21 protein-coding genes are annotated in these 18,806 nt (G+C 55.6%); 18 read left to right on the top strand and 3 right to left on the bottom strand.

What is annotated here, in order from left to right; translation table 11 throughout:
* Positions 1-29 precede the first annotated feature (29 nt).
* Entirely contained in the window at positions 30-203 is a 174-nt protein-coding gene (locus KI809_RS02495) for a helix-turn-helix transcriptional regulator (RefSeq protein ID WP_214169930.1), read from the bottom strand.
* Between the two features lie 345 nt (positions 204-548).
* On the opposite strand from KI809_RS02495, the gene KI809_RS02490 reads away from it, so the two are divergent.
* Genes KI809_RS02490 through KI809_RS02420 form a run of 15 tightly spaced genes read left to right on the top strand, consistent with a single transcriptional unit; the run spans position 549 to position 16,731 of the window.
* Positions 549-1,154 (top strand): OmpA family protein, encoded by a 606-nt coding sequence (locus tag KI809_RS02490; protein ID WP_214169929.1) that lies wholly within the window; start codon positions 549-551, stop codon positions 1,152-1,154.
* Positions 1,151-1,903: a DsbC family protein gene (locus KI809_RS02485; RefSeq protein WP_214169928.1), complete on the top strand. Its 753-nt coding sequence runs from the start codon at positions 1,151-1,153 to the stop codon at positions 1,901-1,903. The genes KI809_RS02490 and KI809_RS02485 overlap by 4 nt, the downstream gene beginning before the upstream one ends.
* A gap of 51 nt (positions 1,904-1,954) precedes the next feature.
* Positions 1,955-2,254 carry a hypothetical protein gene (locus KI809_RS02480; RefSeq protein WP_214169927.1) on the top strand — a complete coding sequence of 100 codons (300 nt, stop codon included), beginning with the start codon at positions 1,955-1,957 and terminating at the stop codon, positions 2,252-2,254.
* A gap of 57 nt (positions 2,255-2,311) precedes the next feature.
* A complete protein-coding gene (locus KI809_RS02475) occupies positions 2,312-2,578 on the top strand; it encodes a type IV conjugative transfer system protein TraL (RefSeq protein ID WP_214169926.1) in 267 nt (88 codons plus the stop codon).
* Between the two features lie 22 nt (positions 2,579-2,600).
* Positions 2,601-3,179, top strand: coding sequence for a type IV conjugative transfer system protein TraE (locus tag KI809_RS02470; protein ID WP_214169925.1), 579 nt, complete (start codon positions 2,601-2,603; stop codon positions 3,177-3,179).
* Entirely contained in the window at positions 3,179-4,114 is a 936-nt protein-coding gene (locus tag KI809_RS02465) for a type-F conjugative transfer system secretin TraK (RefSeq protein ID WP_246559129.1), read from the top strand. Before KI809_RS02470 ends, KI809_RS02465 begins: the two co-directional genes overlap by 1 nt.
* On the top strand, positions 4,104-5,381 hold the full coding sequence (locus KI809_RS02460; RefSeq protein ID WP_214169923.1) for a TraB/TrbI/VirB10 family type IV secretion system protein: 1,278 nt from the start codon (positions 4,104-4,106) through the stop codon (positions 5,379-5,381). Before KI809_RS02465 ends, KI809_RS02460 begins: the two co-directional genes overlap by 11 nt.
* On the top strand, positions 5,378-5,872 hold the full coding sequence (locus KI809_RS02455) for a TraV family lipoprotein (RefSeq protein ID WP_214169922.1): 495 nt from the start codon (positions 5,378-5,380) through the stop codon (positions 5,870-5,872). The genes KI809_RS02460 and KI809_RS02455 overlap by 4 nt, the downstream gene beginning before the upstream one ends.
* A 3-nt stretch (positions 5,873-5,875) precedes the next feature.
* Positions 5,876-8,323 (top strand): TraC family protein, encoded by a 2,448-nt coding sequence (locus KI809_RS02450; protein ID WP_214169921.1) that lies wholly within the window; start codon positions 5,876-5,878, stop codon positions 8,321-8,323.
* Positions 8,286-10,283 (top strand): hypothetical protein, encoded by a 1,998-nt coding sequence (locus KI809_RS02445; RefSeq protein WP_246559218.1) that lies wholly within the window; start codon positions 8,286-8,288, stop codon positions 10,281-10,283. Before KI809_RS02450 ends, KI809_RS02445 begins: the two co-directional genes overlap by 38 nt.
* A gap of 6 nt (positions 10,284-10,289) precedes the next feature.
* Complete coding sequence (traN, locus tag KI809_RS02440; protein ID WP_214169919.1) at positions 10,290-13,661, top strand: conjugal transfer protein TraN; 3,372 nt, start codon at positions 10,290-10,292, stop codon at positions 13,659-13,661.
* Positions 13,658-14,314, top strand: coding sequence for a hypothetical protein (locus KI809_RS02435; protein ID WP_214169918.1), 657 nt, complete (start codon positions 13,658-13,660; stop codon positions 14,312-14,314). The genes traN and KI809_RS02435 overlap by 4 nt, the downstream gene beginning before the upstream one ends.
* Positions 14,311-14,781: a hypothetical protein gene (locus KI809_RS02430; protein WP_214169917.1), complete on the top strand. Its 471-nt coding sequence runs from the start codon at positions 14,311-14,313 to the stop codon at positions 14,779-14,781. Before KI809_RS02435 ends, KI809_RS02430 begins: the two co-directional genes overlap by 4 nt.
* Positions 14,759-15,787 (top strand): TraU family protein, encoded by a 1,029-nt coding sequence (locus KI809_RS02425; RefSeq protein ID WP_214169916.1) that lies wholly within the window; start codon positions 14,759-14,761, stop codon positions 15,785-15,787. The genes KI809_RS02430 and KI809_RS02425 overlap by 23 nt, the downstream gene beginning before the upstream one ends.
* Positions 15,763-16,731: a type-F conjugative transfer system pilin assembly protein TrbC gene (locus tag KI809_RS02420; RefSeq protein WP_246559127.1), complete on the top strand. Its 969-nt coding sequence runs from the start codon at positions 15,763-15,765 to the stop codon at positions 16,729-16,731. Before KI809_RS02425 ends, KI809_RS02420 begins: the two co-directional genes overlap by 25 nt.
* Before the next feature lie 14 nt (positions 16,732-16,745).
* Here the strand turns inward: KI809_RS02420 and KI809_RS02415 are convergent, their stop codons facing one another.
* Both KI809_RS02415 and KI809_RS20670 read right to left on the bottom strand, forming a co-directional pair.
* On the bottom strand, positions 16,746-17,246 hold the full coding sequence (locus KI809_RS02415) for a GNAT family N-acetyltransferase (protein ID WP_214169915.1): 501 nt from the start codon (positions 17,244-17,246) through the stop codon (positions 16,746-16,748).
* Complete coding sequence (locus KI809_RS20670; RefSeq protein ID WP_337833271.1) at positions 17,234-17,515, bottom strand: type II toxin-antitoxin system TacA family antitoxin; 282 nt, start codon at positions 17,513-17,515, stop codon at positions 17,234-17,236. The genes KI809_RS02415 and KI809_RS20670 overlap by 13 nt, the downstream gene beginning before the upstream one ends.
* Positions 17,516-17,667: 152 nt before the next feature.
* On the opposite strand from KI809_RS20670, the gene KI809_RS02405 reads away from it, so the two are divergent.
* Genes KI809_RS02405 through KI809_RS02395 form a run of 3 tightly spaced genes read left to right on the top strand, consistent with a single transcriptional unit; the run spans position 17,668 to position 18,806 of the window.
* A complete protein-coding gene (locus tag KI809_RS02405; RefSeq protein ID WP_214169913.1) occupies positions 17,668-18,060 on the top strand; it encodes a hypothetical protein in 393 nt (130 codons plus the stop codon).
* Positions 18,038-18,532: a S26 family signal peptidase gene (locus KI809_RS02400; protein ID WP_214169912.1), complete on the top strand. Its 495-nt coding sequence runs from the start codon at positions 18,038-18,040 to the stop codon at positions 18,530-18,532. The genes KI809_RS02405 and KI809_RS02400 overlap by 23 nt, the downstream gene beginning before the upstream one ends.
* Before the next feature lie 22 nt (positions 18,533-18,554).
* Positions 18,555-18,806 carry a hypothetical protein gene (locus tag KI809_RS02395; RefSeq protein WP_214169911.1) on the top strand — a complete coding sequence of 84 codons (252 nt, stop codon included), beginning with the start codon at positions 18,555-18,557 and terminating at the stop codon, positions 18,804-18,806.

The following is an 18,806-nucleotide window of genomic DNA, read 5'->3' as shown; positions in this document are numbered from 1 at the left end:
TCAGGTTCGCTCTTGTTCTCTGACCTGCCTTACTCACTTCTTCTTGCCTCCAGCCAGGATTCGAGATCTTCACGGCGCCACCGTTTGCAACCCATGAGAACAACCGGTTTCGGAAAATTTTGGTGTCTCAGCATTCTCCAGAGTGTTGCTCGCGATACGTTCATGATCTCCATCAGGTCACGCTGCCTCAAAAGAGCTTCCATTGCCTTTCCTCCGTTCGTGATGTTTCTCCTTGTTCAATAAATCTATAAAGGGGGCAGGTTTGACAGAGCCACTGGAAGAGAAATTCCCCCTAACATTCCAAATCTATTGATGATTATTTTATTTTAACTGTATCGGTAGCTAGATTAGACAACTTACAGTCCCTGCATCGACATGACCGAATCACGACTTAGAGAGACGAAAATTCATCAAATAAAAACTTCTGCTCCTGCTGTTTCACGCCGATTCCCCAATGCCCTCCCTGCCGCTCTCTGGTTTGCAGTCCATACCGATCAACCTGCCCCCCCTATAGATTGTTTCTATGAAGAGCTCGTTTAGGAGGGCCTATGCAGGTGAAATCATGGAGCATCGCCACGCTTGTTCTGCTTGTCCCGTTGGCAAGCCATGCCTCAGACATCCGACAGAGACCTTTCAGCTATTCGCTGGAAAGTGTGACAGCAAAGGTAGATGACCAATTCGTGGTCTGCTCAGATTGTGCTGATAATCGGCTCTCCATGATGCCCATGATTCCAAAACTGGCCCTGCGGATGACCACTCCACACAAGCTGGAGATTCCTGATCCGCGTGAAGTGCAACCAGACCAGAGCAATAAAGGCGATGCCGTTGTTACGCCGGTACGTCTCGATCCCATTCAGTTTGATTTCAACAGCGCCAAGTTGTCCCGGCAAGAACGTGAGAGGCTAAACGGACTCCTGACGGAACTGTCGAGAACCAGCACATTCGATCTGACTGGGTACACCTGCACGGTTGGAAGTGGTGACTACAACGAGGGATTGTCGATCAGGAGGGCGAATCACGTAGCCGGGATTTTTAAGGCTAATGGCCTGAATGTGGGGACCGTTGAAGGAAAAGGCAAGTGCTGCCCCATTTCCATCGAGAAGCGTCTTAACCGGAGGGTAGAGATTCTGGAACATCGAAAGGAGGAGAAGTGAAGCCGAGAAATGACAGGAGAATTACGGTTGGCGCTTTGATGCTGCTTCTCGTGGCAGCGGCGGGGTTCTCAATGGCAAGTGATGATGTGGGAACCGAGAAAGAGAACTTGATGAAAACTTTTCCGAATCTGCGAGTTGACTCCTTCAGGGAATCGCCGCTCAAGGGCCTGTATGAGATCACGGCAGGTGAACAGGTTTTTTACTTCAGCCCTGAAGGGTACCTCTTCTTCGGTGAGATCTGGACCAAGGAAGGCAAAAACCTGACCGCCGAGATGCGGGAGAAGGTTGCTGCAGAACGGATCAAGAATCTCCCCCTCGATAAAGCCTTAAAGATCGGCAACGGCCCTAAGAAGGTCATCGAATTTACCGATCCTGACTGTCCCTATTGCCGTAAGGTCAACAACCTTCTCTCGAAGCGAACTGATGTGACCCGTTACGTCTATTTCGTCCCCCTACGTAAAATTCATCCCGATGCCGAAAAGAAGGCCCGTTACATCCTGTCGCAACCTGACAGAGACAAGGCTTTCCACGACGTATTTGCCGGAGCCTTGGACGGAAAACCGATCTCAGTAACCGATGGCACTCAGCAACAACAGTTGGAGGAAATGGAAAAAATTGCGACAGGGCTTGGCGTACGAGGAACACCGGCACTCTGGATCGAAGGTGCTCACGTGAATGGTGCAGACATCCAACGGATAACCGGGTTGCTGGACAAGGGAAAGGAGGTGAGTAAGCAGGAATCGCGCTGAATCTCGCTGTACACATTCTGACCATCACACCAAAGCACAAAGGAGAAATGAATGCACAAGCGGAAAGTACTTCTGATGACCGTCGTCGCGATGATCGTGACGTTGGCGGCATCACAGGCCATGGCCCTCGTCGCCCCGGTAGCCGGTTCATTCGGGTTCGAGGCCTACGACTTTTTCATCAACAACATTCTCAAGGGTCCATTCGGCGCCATTGCCGGAGTCCTGTCGATCATCGCCGGTGTCGTCGTCATGATCCAGCAGAAGATGGTCCCGGCAGTCCTCTGCATCCTGGGAGGGGTACTTGTCATCAACTCGGACAAGATCGTCACCTCCCTTGGAATGATCATCTGACCTCAACCGGGGGGGCACATGCCCCCCTGGCATCTTGCAGTCCAATGGAGACGACACGTGATCCGGAAGTTCCCCCAATACCTGACGCAGCCGTTTCAGGTCCTCTGGTTCGAGCCCGACGACCTGGCAATCATGACGGCGAGTTTTATCTTCGCCCAGCAGTTCGGGGGGTATTTCTGGCTGGTGATGATCGTCGTGCCGTGGGCGTATAGCCGTTTCAAGCGGCAGTATCCGCGTGGCTTCCTGCGCCATGTCCTCTATTTCATCGGCCTGGCCCCGATGAAGGGATACCCGCAGTTTTTTGAAAGAGATTTTCTGGAATGACCACTACAGCTGGAGTGAAGAAGTGAACCTCGACATATTTCTACAGAAAAGTTCCAACATCTTTGCCGAAAACCGCCTGCTCAAGTTCGTTGTCGTGGTGATTGGCATTGCTGTTGTCATCAACACCGCCGGACTCTTCATTGCCTTGAATAGCCAGCGGGTGATCCTCGTCCCGCCAACCATCAATTCGAAGATTTCTGTTTCAGGCGACAAAGCATCGGATGAATACCTCAAGGAATTCACCCGTTACATTCTCAATCTGGCTCTTACCTACAATCCGGTCAATGCCCGGTCGCAGTTCAGTGAGCTGTTGGCCGTCTACGATCCCGCCGAGTTCCAGTCATCCCGTAAGGAGCTGTACGAGCTGGCGGATAAAATTGAAAACACCAAGGCGGCAAGCGCCTTTTACATCCACTCGATCATCAACGATGCCGAGAAGCGGCGTCTGGAAGTCTCCGGCACCAAGAAGACCTACATGGTGGACCAGAAGGCTGAAGACGTCCAGAAGGTCTACCTCATCGAATACCGCTTCGAGAACGGAAAATTTATCCTGGTGCGGCTCTATGAGAAGCCTGCACTGGGCGAGAACAAGGGGGCTTGATGCGCACGATTGCTTTATTGGCCGCTCTGCTGGTGCCGGCGTTGGTACACGCGACAGATCTAGGCGGTATCCAGAAACAGAAGGCTACTACAATTGAACAGGTTGTTGAGAAACCCACCGATGGAGAATTCCCCACCATCGTCCTTCCGGAAGCAACTACGAGCATCAGGCTGTCCAGTTCGGACATGAACCGCATTTCCTGCCCGGCTGATATCCGCGAAGCGCTGACCTCCACCGAGAAGGGGCTCACCATCAAGATCACCGGTAAGGATGCCTTTGTGAAGTTCAAGGTAACCAAGAAAGGCGACAAATTTGCCTATGCAACCACGCCGACCGAACTGTATGTCGTCTGTGGCGACGAGACCTTCAGTATGATCGTCTTCCCGCAGCGCATCCCCTCCCAGACGATTCGCCTGACTTCCGGCAAGGAGCGGAAGATCAAGGAGAACATCTCCCTCAACGCCGGTCTGCCGTTCGAGAAAAAGCTGCTCAAGGCCATCCGGGACGTTTACACCGAAAACATCCCCGACTCCTACAGCGTCAGCAGAAAGGAGAAGCGCTTCACCTCATACCGGGAAATCCAGCTGACCCTTAAACGGGTCGTGGATATCGAAGGAGAAGGCCTCCGGATCAAGGAGTATGAAGCGTCACTTCGTGGCGAGACCACCGAGTTCAAATTGAACGAAAAGATGTTTCTGAAAGCGGAACTGGCGGAAAACCCGGTCGCAATATCCCTTGAGCGCCACATCCTTCGTGCCGGTGACACCTCACGGCTCTACATCGTGGAGCAGCGGGCGGAAAAACTTGGGTCACAAAAACTTGCCGGTGATCTGCCGGTTATGGACGGTGCCAGACAAGGTGCCCAGGCAAAGCAGTCAGTGAATGCCAAGGATCGTCCAGCAGAATCGAATCAGGAGGCAGACGATGAAAAATAGGCTGCTCTCCGTCTGGAACAATCTGAATGGGAATCAACGCCGCCTGGTTGTCTGGATTGGTGGCGGTTGTGCCTTTCTGGCGGTCTTTTTTTTCGGGAACATGGCCATGAATCGGGGGAAAAACCAGTTGCCGGCAAAAAGCGCAAAGCTGACCACGTTGGATATCGAGCCAAAGCTCCTGGAAAAATCCCAGTTCCTCGAAAGCCAGAAAGAGATTTCCAAACGTGATGACAAGGTTGCCGAGCTCCAAAAGAGGCTCGACGAAATTACCCGGGAGAAGAGCGGCCAAGTCGTAACCCAGCCGCAGTTGGCCGCAGGTGCAGCGGCTACCGTTCAGGGCGATCCTCGCATCACGGCAAGCGCACAGCTACCCGGACAGTCACAAAAAGCAGGTTTCCCCAAAGCATTAAACAGTAAGCAGCCGTTGCCGCCACCACCGCCAATGCCGCAAGGCAGCATGCCACTCCCTCCACTTCCTTCCACAACACAAGGCATGCCGGCAGGACAGCCGTTATCTCCACCCGAGACTGAGATCGGCGATATCGCCATCGTCACCCATTCCGGGGCGGGCAAGTCCAGCAAGGTCGAAGCTGAGGATAAAAAAAAAGACACCGCAGCCGCATCGGTCTATCTACCTCCTTCCTTTATGGAGGCGACCCTGTTGAGTGGCTTGGACGCTCCCACAACTTCGGAAGCCAAAGGTAATCCGGTGCCAGTGCTGCTCAGGGTCAAAACCCCGGCGGTCCTCCCCAACAGCGTCAAGGCAAACCTCAAAGGGTGTTTCGTGATTGCCGACGGCAAAGGGAACCTGGCAACCGAACGGGCGGAACTGCTGCTGGTATCGCTGTCATGTCTCGACCGCAAGGGGCAGGCGGTTGTCGATCAAAAAGTCAAAGGTTTCGTTGTCGATGAAGACGGCAAGATCGGCCTGCGGGGGCGGGTCGTGGCCAAGATGGGCTCCATGATTGCCAGAAGCATGCTGGCCGGCTTCTTCGGCGGCGCCGGTGACGCCATCAAGGCTTCGGCCACAACCCTGGCGGTCAGCCCTCTCGGAACCACCCAGACCGTTGACCCCAAAGACATCGCCATGTCCGGAGTTGGGTCCGGCTTGTCGAGTGGCTTCAAGGAGATCCAGAAGTTCTATATGGAACTGGCCAGACAGACCATGCCGGTTATTGAGGTCGGAGCCACGAAGCCGGTGACCCTGGTCATCAGTGAGGGGATCAACCTGGAGATCAAGAGGATTGTCAAGGGAGGCAGAAAGTGAAGAAGGCCCTGATTGCCATAGGAATGTTGAGCATGAGCGGCTGTGCCCTGTTCAACCCATATGAAAGCAGTTTCAGCTGTCCGGAAAGCTACAACGGCAAGTGCGTCTCCGTGCAGACAGCATACAGCGAATCAGCCGGTGGATCGCTCAAGACCAAAGCCACCCCAGAGAGTAATCCAGCTGAAGAGTGCGCATCCGAGAATAGTGCTGCCGGTGCCTGTCCTGACGGGAAGAAGGATATGCCGTTAAATCCTGCGTCGCAAGAGAACGGCACCTATAACAGGTATCGCACTGCACTTTTCGACAAGTTCAGTGGCCTCCTGAAAGAGCCGGTCACGCCGGTAGTTGCGCCGCCCAAGACCATGCGGGTGCTGATGTTGCCGTACACCGGCCAGGACAATGAGTTCTACATGCTGCGTTACGTGTATTTCTTCGTTGACGAACCACGCTGGCTTCTGGGCGATACCGTTTCGTCCGGCGAAGAGGAGTAGAGCATGGGGATCATGTCGTCTCTTTTCGGCAAAGATGGCGGAATCACCCGGGGGGAACTGCGGAGGCTGTTACAGCGGGAGAAGTTTTCCGACTATCTCCCCTGGATTGCCTATGAACAAAAGAAGCAGATCTACCTGAATACCGACAACACCTTCGGCATGATGTGGGAGTGCGCTCCCCTGGCCTTTGCCAGCGAAACCAGCATCAAAACCCTGGAGGGTCTCTTCCGGGTCAACCTGCCGGAAGGTTCGATCATGCAGTTCATCCTCTTTGCCGATCCGTTCGTGAAACCTGTTGTTGACGCCTATGGTTCCCTGAAGACCCGTGACAGCAAGCTGGTGCGTGATGTTTCAGACAACGTCTCGCGTTTCTTTCAGGAGGGAGTGGAAGGTCTCGACTGCTTGAGCGGCATTCCGGTCCGTAACTTCAGGATGTTTTTCACGGTCAAGTTCCCGGTGAAGGAAAACGGTCAGGTGAACCTGGAGGAGGTCTTCGGCACGATCCAGGAGGTTTTGCGGGGAGCAGGCCTTTCCCCGGTTGTAGTCAGACCGGGAAGGCTGCTGGACTGGATGCGGCGGATGCTGAACGAAGATCCTTCCAGCAACTCCAGCCACTATGACGAACGGAATATCATCCGCAAACAGGTTCTGCTCGGCACGAAAGTCGAGAAACACTTTAGCTCTCTCAAGTTTGACAACCGGCACTTCCGCTGTGTGACGCCAAAATCATTCCCTCTGAATGGCGATCCGATCCAGACCAACCAACTCTTCGGCGGGATCATGGGGATGGCGACCGACTCCGACCAGATCCGGACACCGTTCTTTTTCACCCTGAACATTGTGCTGCGCAATCAGAAGAACAAGCTGCACACCAAGTGCAATCTGGTTCTGCAGCAGCAGGGTGTTGGAAGTTTCGCTCCTTCGCTCTCCCGCAAGAAAGACGAATACCTCTGGGCGGTCGATGAACTGGAACGGGGCACCAAGTTCTACCGAATCATCCCGATCATGTGGGTGTACGGCAGCGACGAGTGGCTGGTGAACGAATCAGTGACCAGGGCCAAGCGGGTATGGGAAGGCCAGGGTTATGTGATGCAGGAAGACAAGGGAATACTCCCCATCCTGTTCATCTCATCCCTGCCGTTCGGTCTCTATGATAGCGGCAGCAACATCGATACTCTCGACCGTGACCATATCATGCCGGTGGACAGCATCGCCGTGACGTTACCGGTACAGGGGGACTTCTCCGGCTTGGGCAAACCGGTAATGCTCTTTGCCGGGCGCAAGGGAAACCTGTTCGGCCTCGATATCTTCAACAAAGGGGTCAACAACCACAACGCCATGGTCTGCGCCTCCAGCGGCGCCGGTAAAAGCTTCTTCATCAATTACCTGGTCTACAACTACTTTGCCATGAAGTCGAAGATCCGGATCATCGACATCGGCGGTTCCTACAAGAAGATGACCAAGCTCTTCGGTGCCCGTTATCTGGACTTCAGCGAAGATTCCCCGGTCTGCCTGAACCCCTTCACCAACATCATCGATCCTGAGTACGACATCCCGGTTATCGCTCCCATTGTTGCCCAGATGGTCTTTTCAACCGGCAAGACCATCCCCAGCGAGACCGAGATGACCCTGATCAAGGGGGCTGTGCGCTGGGCCTGGCAGCAGGAAGGAAATGATGCCGGCATCGACACTGTTCACGAGTATCTGTTCAATTTCGACCGCTACTCCTCGGAGGGCGGCGAAATCAAGGAAGCCGCGTCCCGCCTGGCCTTCAACCTGGCCGATTTCAAGAGTGATGGCTCATTTGGCCGCTTCTTCAACGGCAGAAGCAGTCTTGACATCTCCAACGACGAGTTCGTGGTGCTGGAACTGGAGCATCTCAAGTCCCGTAAAGAACTGTTCCGCGTCGTCACCCTTCAGGTGATCAACGCCGTCACCCAGGATCTCTACCTTTCGGACAAGTCGGATCAGCGGCTGATCGTTTTCGATGAGGCCTGGCAGTTCCTTGGGGAGAGTTCGACCCTGAAGGAGGTCATTGAGGAAGGGTATCGTCGTGCCCGGAAATACGGCGGGAGTTTCACCATCATCACTCAGTCGGTGCTTGACATGAAGCTCTTCGGCGGGGTTGGCGATGTTATCAGGAACAATTCGGCCTTCAAATTCTATCTGGAGTCGTCGGACTTCGAAAAGGCGCTGGACGAGAAGTTGATGGACTACGACGAATTCACCATGCGGATTCTGAAATCCACCAAGAGCAACAAGCCGAAGTATTCGGAGATCTTCATGGATACGCCTTTCGGCGTCGGTATCGGCAGGCTGGCCGTCGACCCCTTCTCCTACTACGTCTTCACGTCGGATGCGACTGAGATCGCTGAAATTGAGGCAATGGTCGATGGCGGAGTGAGTTATGAGGATGCAATCCGTGAAATGGTCAAGAAATACCGCAGCTAGTCTGGCAATGGCCGTGATGATGGGGGGTTCGTCTGCTCTGGCTATCGACGGAAAGACCGCCGGTCAGGATGCCGGCAAGTCAGCGCTGTCGCGGTTCGGCAGCAAGAACGCCATCAACAGCAACATTTCGTTGCCGATGACCAATTCCTCGAACCTTATGCAGACCGTGAACGGCGCCACAAGCTTTCCGGCAACCCTTACCGCACCTTCTTCGGCAAAATTCCTGGAAGTGTTTATCCAGCCGTCCGGCACCGGTGACCTGCAGCAGGTGATTGTCAGTCAGGATCTCAATACCGATGGGACTATCGACAACGCCCATACCGTGCCGGCGCTCGTCTCAGGGGTTTGCGCCAACGGTTTCATCTCCTGCAACGCCGGCAGCTGGTCCAACTGCAGATACTACACCTGGGCAGCCGATGCGGATGGTCGGGTTTCTGAAGCCCCGGCCTCCATTACCGATCTTGGCGGCTGTTACTGCATCAACAGCAGTTGTGGCAGCAACCTGGTCTGGGTCAACAGTGCCATCGTGCTCAAAGACATCGGCGGTGGCATCGTCAATGCCGTTCATACCAGCAACACGTCTTTTACCATTACCAGCGTCAATACCGACATCACTACCATCACCTATTACGGGCAGGTGACCTCCCAGACGAACAACGCCGCATCCAGTGTCGCCGCCTTTGCCTCCTCGCCAACGGTATCCACCCTGACCGGCTATTACACCAACTGGCCACAGTTGACTGCCGCCCGGGATTCAGCTGCCACCTCCCAACCCTCCGATCCGAGCAGTTTCTACTACCTGATTTCCAACTCAGGTGCGGCACGGCAGGCTCAGGGAAAGGCAAGTGTCTGTACCGTTGACCGCGCAGGCAGGGTCGATACCACGGTCACGTCGTTCAACGACTCTGGCCCCGGTCAGGTCTGCACCGATCATCTGATCTACATGCGTGTCCACAAGGTCGATGATCTGACCTACCGCCTGCAATATCTGGATACCGGTCCCGGAGGGCCGGGAGCCGCCCACAATAACTGCAATGACAATCCGGGCGGTGACGGCTGGCACACCTACAAGAGCGTCGCCGTTTCGGCCCCGGACCCCGCCAAGCTAGGAAAGCTGATGTCAGCTACTTTCAATATCAACAACATGGGTGGCCCTGGCTGTTCTAACGCGTCGGCGTCGGTGGACGGAATCATCAACGGCTTCGATACATCCGTTCAGGTCGGTATGTCATGTCCGGCTGGGGGCGCCCAATGGCCAACCTTCAACTGGAGTTATTTCTTCGACTATAAGGAGGACCAGTACACGGAATCAGTGGAGGACAGGTGCGCAACGCTGGCGAATGACCCGGACTGCCGGTTGAAGGATGAGGAGATCGACAGTGTTGTGACCAACCAGAACTTCAATCCGACCGGTCTCAACCAGCTCCCTTCGTGCAAGCCGTTCACCGGCCAGGTGGGAACAAACAACATCTGCCGCGACTGGTGGCATAAGAAGCGTACCTATGTCTGCGGCAGTCAGCAGTACGACTTCTCAGATGTGGCAACCCGGTTCGGCCAGGTTGTTTCATCCGCCAGTGACAACACGGCAAATCTGACCTTCCAGGACCCGCGTCTCGGTCCCCAGGGATGGTCGGTTGCCAATGGCAGCATCAACCTGCCGCAACGGGACCCGGCAACAGAATGCGAGGTGGCCTGCAAGACCCGCATCGCCAAGACCGATACCCAGGTGACGACAACCGGGAATGTCACCGACATGCGTGTTCCCGCCCAGTCCTATGACATTTTCTACAAGACCTGCATCGACAACAGCTGCCCGGCTGATCCCGGAGAAGAGATCGTCATCGATTGCCAGTGCATCAACGAGTTCGCCGAAGCTGCCACGGTGATCCAGACACTCCGACTGGCGGGCAAGGACAACATCTGTTCCAGCGGTCAGAAACAGCCGATGCAGTCGAGGTAAGACCAGATGCTATTCCGTATCGCCTATTCAGTCCTCTATGCAGTTCTCCTGCTCTCCCTCTCCGGGGTGGCCACTACGGCGCAGGCCGTTGTCAGCTGTCAGGACGCGATCACAACGGGAACCACCTATCGCTATATCGATGCTCTGGCGTTCTTCACCGAGTTCAATGGCAAGACCTACGCCATCGCCAAATCGGCGGTCAGCGGCAGTCAGTCGCTTCCCGACGGTTATTTCGACTTTGCGGCCAACATCAGCCGGGAATACCTGATGACCGGTACTGATACGGCTTCACTCAAGCGGATGCTTGCCCTGGGCCAGTTCGGTGCTGCCAAGCCGGTCAGCATCGGCAGTCAACAGACGCTGGACTTCTTACTCAAGCGCTACGGTGCGTATCTCGGTGCGTCATCTTCTGCGAAGAGCACCTATATCGACGCCTGGAAGGAATTCGGTCCTGGCGGATTTACTACGCTTGACGGTACGGGACTATCCTTTACGAACTGGCCGGCAGCCGGTCCTTACGTCGGCCAGGACCCGCAGGCAGTTGTCATGGGGAGTAACGGCGTCTGGACCAGCGGTCTTGATGGAGCACGTACCTCACAGATCGTGGAGTTTCCCGGCAAGCTCGATTGTGCGCTTTCCTATGTCGATCCCGGCACAATCACTCCACCACCGCCGCCACCCCCGCCTCCGCCACCTGACCCCAATGCCATCAGCAACATTATGTGTGGCCAGGATCTCAACAATAACGGCTATGCGGCTGATCCGGGCGAGGTAGCTAACTGTATTCAGACGGCTCAAGGGCAATTCTGTCCGGTAGGCTCCACTGAATGCGTGGAGACCTATACCGCACCGGTCTGTCCGGGGGGCTCAACCCTGGAGCCGACCCGTGACATGTGCCAGGCAACGGCTCAGAACCTATGCGGCAGCGGTTACAGCTGGGATGCAGGTATCGATAAATGTACCAAGGCCGTAGTCTGCCCTGAAAACGGCACCTTTAATCCAGCGACTGACCGGTGCGAAAAACTGGTTCAGAACGATTGTCCCGTCGGCTACGCCTATGATGGTAACCCGGCAAGCCCCACCTATGACCGCTGCGTCAAGTCGGCAGCCTGCACTGATGGCGGAACATTCGTGGCGGCAAAGGACCGGTGCGAAAAAGCCTGGATGCCGGTGTGCGATGCTGCCAACGGTTATTCCTACACTGCCCAGACCGGTGTCTGCCAGCGTGCGCCGATCTGCACCTACGGCAGCTACAACGCTCAATACAATCTCTGCGTTCAACCCATCGTACCGTCCTGCCCGAGCGGCTACGGTTACAACAGCACCCGTGGACGGTGCGAAAAAACTCCGGAATGCCCGACAGGCACGACGTACAACGTAGTCACCAACAAGTGCGACGCCATTACCAATGCCAGTTCGCAACAGGTTTTGTCCTGCAGCCCGCAATCATTTCTCTGTACATCGTATGCCGATTCCTGCTGCAACGTGAGCATTTCCTGTCCTAACGGTCCCCAGGGTCAGGTCAGTGTCGTGGCGAATTATTGCTGCCTTGGCTCTGACGCCATGACGATCCAGTCTCCGCTGGACCTTCTTACCAGAACGGAGCTGACCAGCACCGGCTACGCCCTGTCGGCCCTGCAATGCGACAGCGTCGGCAACTGCAGCTACTACTTCATGGACCGATATTGCGACGGTTCGCCGGCCAGTGACTGGATGCTGTCGGGATCTTTCGGAATGTCCTCACCACAGATGATTTGTCCTCCCGGACAGGCGCTCATCAATGGCAATCAGTGTCTGTCTGCCACCAATCCCACTTGTACCGACGGCAATTTCGATCCCAGCCTGGATGTCTGTTGGACAACTTACTCACCAACCTGTAGCCAGGGAACATACGACAGCACTTCAGGACTCTGCATTCTTGCGCCCGCCTGTCCCAATGGAACGCTGAACAGTTCGACAGACCTCTGTGAGGCAACTATCACCAGGGATTGCGGCGCCTACTCGCTCGATGCCGCCGCCAATCTCTGTTATTCCGCCCCGGTGTGCGCCAACGGCGCCTATGACCCGAGCCTCAACGTCTGTCAGGCTACACTTACAAGGAATTGCGGCACGTACAGCTGGAGTCAGGCCGACTTCAAATGCCTCCAGGGGATAACCTGCCCGCAAGACCCCGGCTTCTCCCAGGCAGCAACCACCGCTTACTCGACCACACTCGACAAGTGTCTCTCCGAAACCCAGCACGACTGCCCGGCAGGAACGACCTACATGCCGCTGCCCGTCGGCAAATGCGAGGCGGTGCCGATCTGTTCAGGGGCCGGGATCTATAACACGCAGAAGGATAGCTGCTTTGAGGGGTTCAATACCTGTCCACTCGGGACGCAGTATGCCTGCATGGAATATCAGAGCAAGATGCAGTGTTCCCCTAACCCCTGTTTCAACCCGGGAACTCCCGGTGCAGAGATAACGACTACTCTCGACGAAACAATGCTCCAGGACGACGGACCACGTGACCCCAACGGCCAGTGTCTCGGCCAGCTGTACATCTTCAACGGCAAGGCCTCACGCTGTCGCCCACCTGGAATGAAGGTCGGTTATATCAACAACTGTTGCGAGAGTGACCAGGTCGCTTCCGAGGATACCGGCGGTAGCATCCAAGCGGCGGTACAAGGCATCCAGATGGCCTACGAAATCGGCCAGGTCGCCTATTACGGAAACGCCCTGGTGACCGGTGCAGCCCAGATTTCGGCCATATCGACCACCGCCACCGGAGCAGTGACGTCCATGACCGTGGTTACTGCAACCGGCACAACCACCACCCTCTCAGGGGCAGCGGCAACCGGGGCCTACGCTACCATGGCCAGCGGCGCCACCGGTGCCTCAGCTGTCGGTGCCGGCTTGCAGGCGTATGCTGCGGCTCTCTTCAACCCGGCCACCATCGCCATTGCAGTGGTCATACTGGTGGTCATGAAGGTGCTGATGGGAAGCGGCTGTGATCAGGGCGATATCCAGACCGGGATGCAGAACGCGGCCAAGGACTGCCATTACGTGGGGGACTATTGTGAGAAGAAATGGGCACTGGTGGGATGTGTGCAGAAGGCGAAAAGTTTCTGCTGCTTCAACTCGAAAATGGCAAGAATCATCCATGAACAGGGTAGACCGCAACTGCATGCCTTCCAGCCGAACGGTGCCTGGGGGGTGCCGGAACAACCGAACTGCCGTGGCTTTACCCCCGATGAATTCCAGGCCCTGGACTTTTCGCGGATCGATCTCACGGAATACTTTGACGATGTGCAGAAGGATTTGGCCACCAAAATCCAGGGGTCGCAAGAGACCATCATGCAGAACATCCAGAACAAGTACCAGGCGACACCGAAGTGATCAGGCGGTCAGGATTGGCAGTGATTGCGATGGCCATTGGCGCTACTTCGGTGCAGGCCAAGGTGCTCGGTACATTCGGCATGACGTACCGGATCTCGGAACGGGACGCCCTGACCGAGATCGAGGAACGGTCCCGGCAGGTGGACTGGAACAAGGTCCTGGACAAACGGAAGGTCGAAAACTACCAGGGGCCTCCGGACAGGATGAACCTGCCGCGAGCGAAACGGAGCCGGATCTTCCCGGTTGATATGACCTATACCACCGAGATCGACGTCCCCGACGGCAAGGGAGGGATTCTCTACCCCAAGGGGTACACCTTCAACCCGCTCGATTATGTGACCTACCCGAAAACACTGGTGGTCATTAACGGCAATGATCCTGATCAGGTCAAGTGGCTTGCCGCATCGGAGTATGACAAGCGGCTCGATGTGACGCTTCTCCTCACGGAAGGAAGCTTCGGAACCGTAACAAAGCGGGTCAGTCGTCCGGTGTTCTATGCCGACCGGAGGCTCATCGAACGTCTCAAACTGAAGGCCGTGCCATCGGTCATCAAACAGAATAGACGGTTGATGGAGGTAACTGAAGTGGCGTTGCCGGTCGGCAAGGCGAAGGCGGCATCAAGATTATCGCATGACAAGAAAGGGAATCCATGAAGCCACTGCTAGCTCGATGTCTCGCCATGGCCGGCATCCTGGCACTCTGCGCCGGTTGCTCCCACGAATCCTGGACGACTGTTGAGGAAACCACCCGGCTGCCAACCGTGGCGGCTCCTATTCTTGCTCCAATCAACTGGGTGGCCAAGGCGGGCCGAGCACTGACCAGCGGTGCGTCGGAATCGGCAACAACAGAACGTGGCAAGCAGTTCGTCCTGTCCCGCAGGGTCATGGATAGCTTCAGTGCCGACGGAAAGATCATGGACCAGGTCCTAACGGTGCAGAGTCGCTTCCGCTCTTTCGACTGGGGCGACATCTCAGCCGAACAGTTCCAGGCAAACGCAAAGCTTCAAGGTGGCAAAGGGGCTATTGGTCGGTATTTGACCGACAGCAATCTGCCGGCAATCATCATTACAGACGAAGGGTCCGAGTTCAGGGTGCGGTATGAGGACGAACCAGCTGAATAACATCTCGATCATCACCATGGTCATGCTTTTTCTGTCCGTAACGGTTGCCCATGCTGCCGGTGGGGCCTGCAAGGGAAAGGTGCTCAACCCGGTGACCGACATCTGCTGGCAGTGCATGTTTCCGGTGAAGATGGGCAGTGTCACCTATGGCAACGGCGCCGAATCAGCTCCCGGCAACATTACGTCGCCGGTCTGCGCCTGTCCGGACAGCAAAGGGATACTGATCATGGGTGTCTCCACCGCGTTCTGGGAGCATGCCCGCATGATCGAAACGGTCAAGGACCCGTACTGTTTTCCGGTGATGGGGACCGGCATGAATAACCCGAAACCCGGCTATTCTTCCGGAGAGAATCGGAGCAAGGAGTATGGCGATTCGGACTTTGCTTTCCAACAGGCCCATTACTACTATTTCCCGGCCTGGTCGATTTTGCGCCTCTTCATGGACTTCCCCTGCGCCGAGAACAAGGCATTCGACCTGGCCTATATGACGGAAGTCGATCCAATGTGGAATGACGACAGCCTGTCATTCATCATCAACCCGGAAGCGCTTCTGTTCGGTAACCCGGTCTCGCAACTGGCGTGTGTTGCCGACAGCGTAGCGGCGACCGTGACCCAGCCGATAGATCCGCTGTTCTGGTGCATGGGGAGTTGGGGCTCGTTCTACCCCCTGTCTGGCAGCATGATCGAAAACAACCCACTGAATGTGAATGCCGGATTGGCGGCCCGGCTGCTGTTCAAGCTCGGGCGGGAAACGCTTCTCTATGATACCGGCATCAATCAGTGTGCCAGCGCTGGGGTCGTGACGCCGATCCTGGTCAAGAGCAACTACCGTCTCCAGATAGCAAGGCCAGTGCGAGGCAATGACTGCATTCCCATCGGCAGGCCGTCACTAATCTGGGGAACGGCAAAGAACCCGCCCTTCGGCACGGCCAATACTTCACCGGACAATTTTCTCTGGTCTCTGACACGAAGGAGGGTCTGTTGCGTCGGTTATGCGCTCAATTGACACTGGCCGCCCTGGTCATTCCCGCAGTTGTTCGAGGGGACAATCCCCGGCAGCTCTTCATCGATACGCCGGACGCCTGTTACCAGACGGAACGACAGGATGGGGAGAGCATCTACCTGAAGGCCATCGGGACCTGTGCCGGCAAACCGGGCCGGGCTGTCATCAGCGGCGACCGGCAGCGGGTGAAGGTCTTTGTTGGTGGGAAGTTCTGGAATGAGCAGCAGCCTCAGCCGTTGGGCACTCCTGAGGTTTCGGCGGTGCTCGACAGTGCGGACCGGATGACCGGAACCATCAAAATCCCGGCCAATGTCGCTGAGCACGAAATGAAACAGGCAGCTGAAACATTAAACGCCTACTACCATTCCCCGGAATTTCAGGGTCGGCTGAAGAGCGAAACGGAGCGGATAACGGGAGAACTCTTTGGTAACACTTCAGCTAAGTTCTATCCGGACAGCAAGACTCAAGCTCACGGTAAGCTCGGCAGCGATGAACGGGTTTACGTCTTTATCTCAGCGGCCATGCCGTTGCAGACAGTCAGGAACTATGCGGCTTCGGTGGCCCGTTTGCGTGACCCGAACGTTACCCTGGTCATGCGTGGTTTTGTGGAGGGGATGACGAAGATCCAGCCGACCATCAGGTACATCGCATCGGTGCTGCAACGTGATGCGTCGTGCAATCCTGCAGATGGCAAGTGCGAGATGCTGCCAGCCAGCCTGGCTGTCGATCCGCTGTTGTTTAGACGATACGGCATCGACCGGGTGCCCGCTGTTGTCTATGCCCGTGGCGTTAAGGCTGAGGATGCCGCCCTGAGCGAAGGCGATGCCAAGAACACCAGCATTACGGAGAACCATACCGTCTACGGCGATGCCAGCCTCGAATATCTGATTGAACAGATACAGAGGGAAACCGGGTCTCGTTCTCTGAAAGATCTCTCTGGCATGTAGCGTGGGACAGGATTTTATCCGGTGGTGAGCATTCGAATTGTATCGATCGGTAGAAACAGATGAAAGGGTTGGTCAGGCAGCGCGACGAATCCATACCGTTCATAAAAGGTGCGAGCGGAATCGTTCTTTGCATCCACAAACAGACCGATGACTCCGGCCTGCGCGGCAATCAGGGCGGTGCGGTCAACAGCTTCCGTAAGCAGAAGTTCTCCATACCGTTTGCCCTGATGTTTGAGTGATACCGCCAGGCGGGCAAGCCGTACGGCAGGAAGACCGTGTTGTGGGTATTTCTTCGCATATGCGGCCGGGAGTTTCACCGCGACTACTTCGCACAGGGTAAGGGTGAAGAATCCCATAATGGCAGGACTGCTCTGGTCAGTCAGGACAAACGTTCTGGAAATGCCTTTATCGCCATGCTGTCGTGCGGTGGATTTGAGAAAAGCATTAAGCTCGGCCACTCCGCAGTCAAAACCGGTGCGGTCATGATGCTTTGACAGGGCTTCTATTTCGGGCACAAGGCCTTCTCGCGACGTTTCATGGCAGCTTTCAATTGCTCGTTAGGGACAGGGGGATTATCCATCAGGTCGAAAACGGTCTTTGCAGCATGTGCCGACAATTTGATAACACGCTCCTGTTCGAGAATCTCGTTGGCTTTTTCCAGAGCCGATTGAACCAGAAACTGATTGAGCGTAGCGCCAACAGCCTGGGCGGCTTCAACAACACGGTCGTACACCGCCGTGGGCATCCGTGCCGGGATTCGTTCTTCTGCTCGTGCATGTGCCACAGTACACCTCCTGTCAGGAATAAAGTGTAACCATGTGACGCCAAAATGGCAACAAATAATATGAGCGCTGCCTATCGTTCCAGTGGATATCCATAAAGACCTGTTCATCGCACCGGACAGGAAAATCTAATTCAGGAAAGAGAGCATACAGAATGAATGAAGGGAACTGCATGGAGACGACCTCCTCACAAGAACAGGCAGAGAGCAAGGTTGCTGTTTCGGTACCATCAACGCTACCAAAAGAGCATTCCAAAAAGCCACCGGGAATGATCCCCATTGTTGCGCTCTGTTTGGCGGTATCTTTTGGTGCATCTTTGGCCACCATTATTGGCTATGACCGCTGGTATGCCCAGAAGATCGTGGCCGTTGACCTCAAAGGGTACATCGCCCAGCAGCGGGACAATTACCTGGCCGGCAAGCTGAATGACGACGAACTGAAAAAGAGTTTCGACCGACTGGAGACCGTCATCACGGCCATTCCCAAAAACCGGGTGGTCATCATGGGTGACGCGGTGGTGCGCAATGCCGAAACCGTTAAACCTTGAGTTTAGCAACTGGCGGCTTTGGCTGGCAATCACGGTCCTGCTCGTGGCGGGGACGCTGCTTCCCTACAAGATCAGCGTCACCCTCACGCCATCACTCACGCATCGGGTCTACTGGCTCATCCGGTACCCGGACAAAGTGGTACGCGGGGATTACGTCCTGTTCCGGCACAGGCAATTGTCAGCCAGAATGGGGATTAAGAAATCAGATGACGTGATGAAGATCCTCGGTTGCAACGAGGGAGATCTGCTCACCGTCAACGCGGAGAAGAAATTCTTCTGCAACGGTAAGTACCTGGTCAGGGCCAAGGACTTTTCCCTGAAGGGGGAACCGCTGCAGCACTTTACCTTCAACGGTCCTGTACCCAAGGGATTCATGTTTGTTATGGGGCAACATAAGGACAGCTTCGACTCCCGTTACTTCGGCTTTGTCGACAAGAGCCGCATCCTGGCGAAAGCCTACCCGATCTTCTGACAGCCTGTTGAAAGGAGCTGCCGTGCCCATCGAAAAACTCAACCCGCTGCACTACATGGGGCAGGCGGAATATACCGGCTTCTGGCAGAAGCTCTTTGCCACGCTCCTCTATGGTTTCTGGGGTCGCTTTTTCTTCGTCGCCCTGGTGGTCACGGCATTCTGGGTCGGGGTGAGACAGCGAAACCCGACGCTGGCCGCCATCTGCCTGCTGTTGGCCGCTATTGTTGCCTATGGCGGCGGTGTCATGAACCTGGTCAGGTCATTTACGGGATAG

It is taken from the genome of Geoanaerobacter pelophilus, from assembly GCF_018476885.1.
Classification (GTDB): Bacteria; Desulfobacterota; Desulfuromonadia; order Geobacterales; family DSM-12255; genus Geoanaerobacter; species Geoanaerobacter pelophilus.
This window is presented reverse-complemented; position numbering and strand designations above follow the sequence as displayed.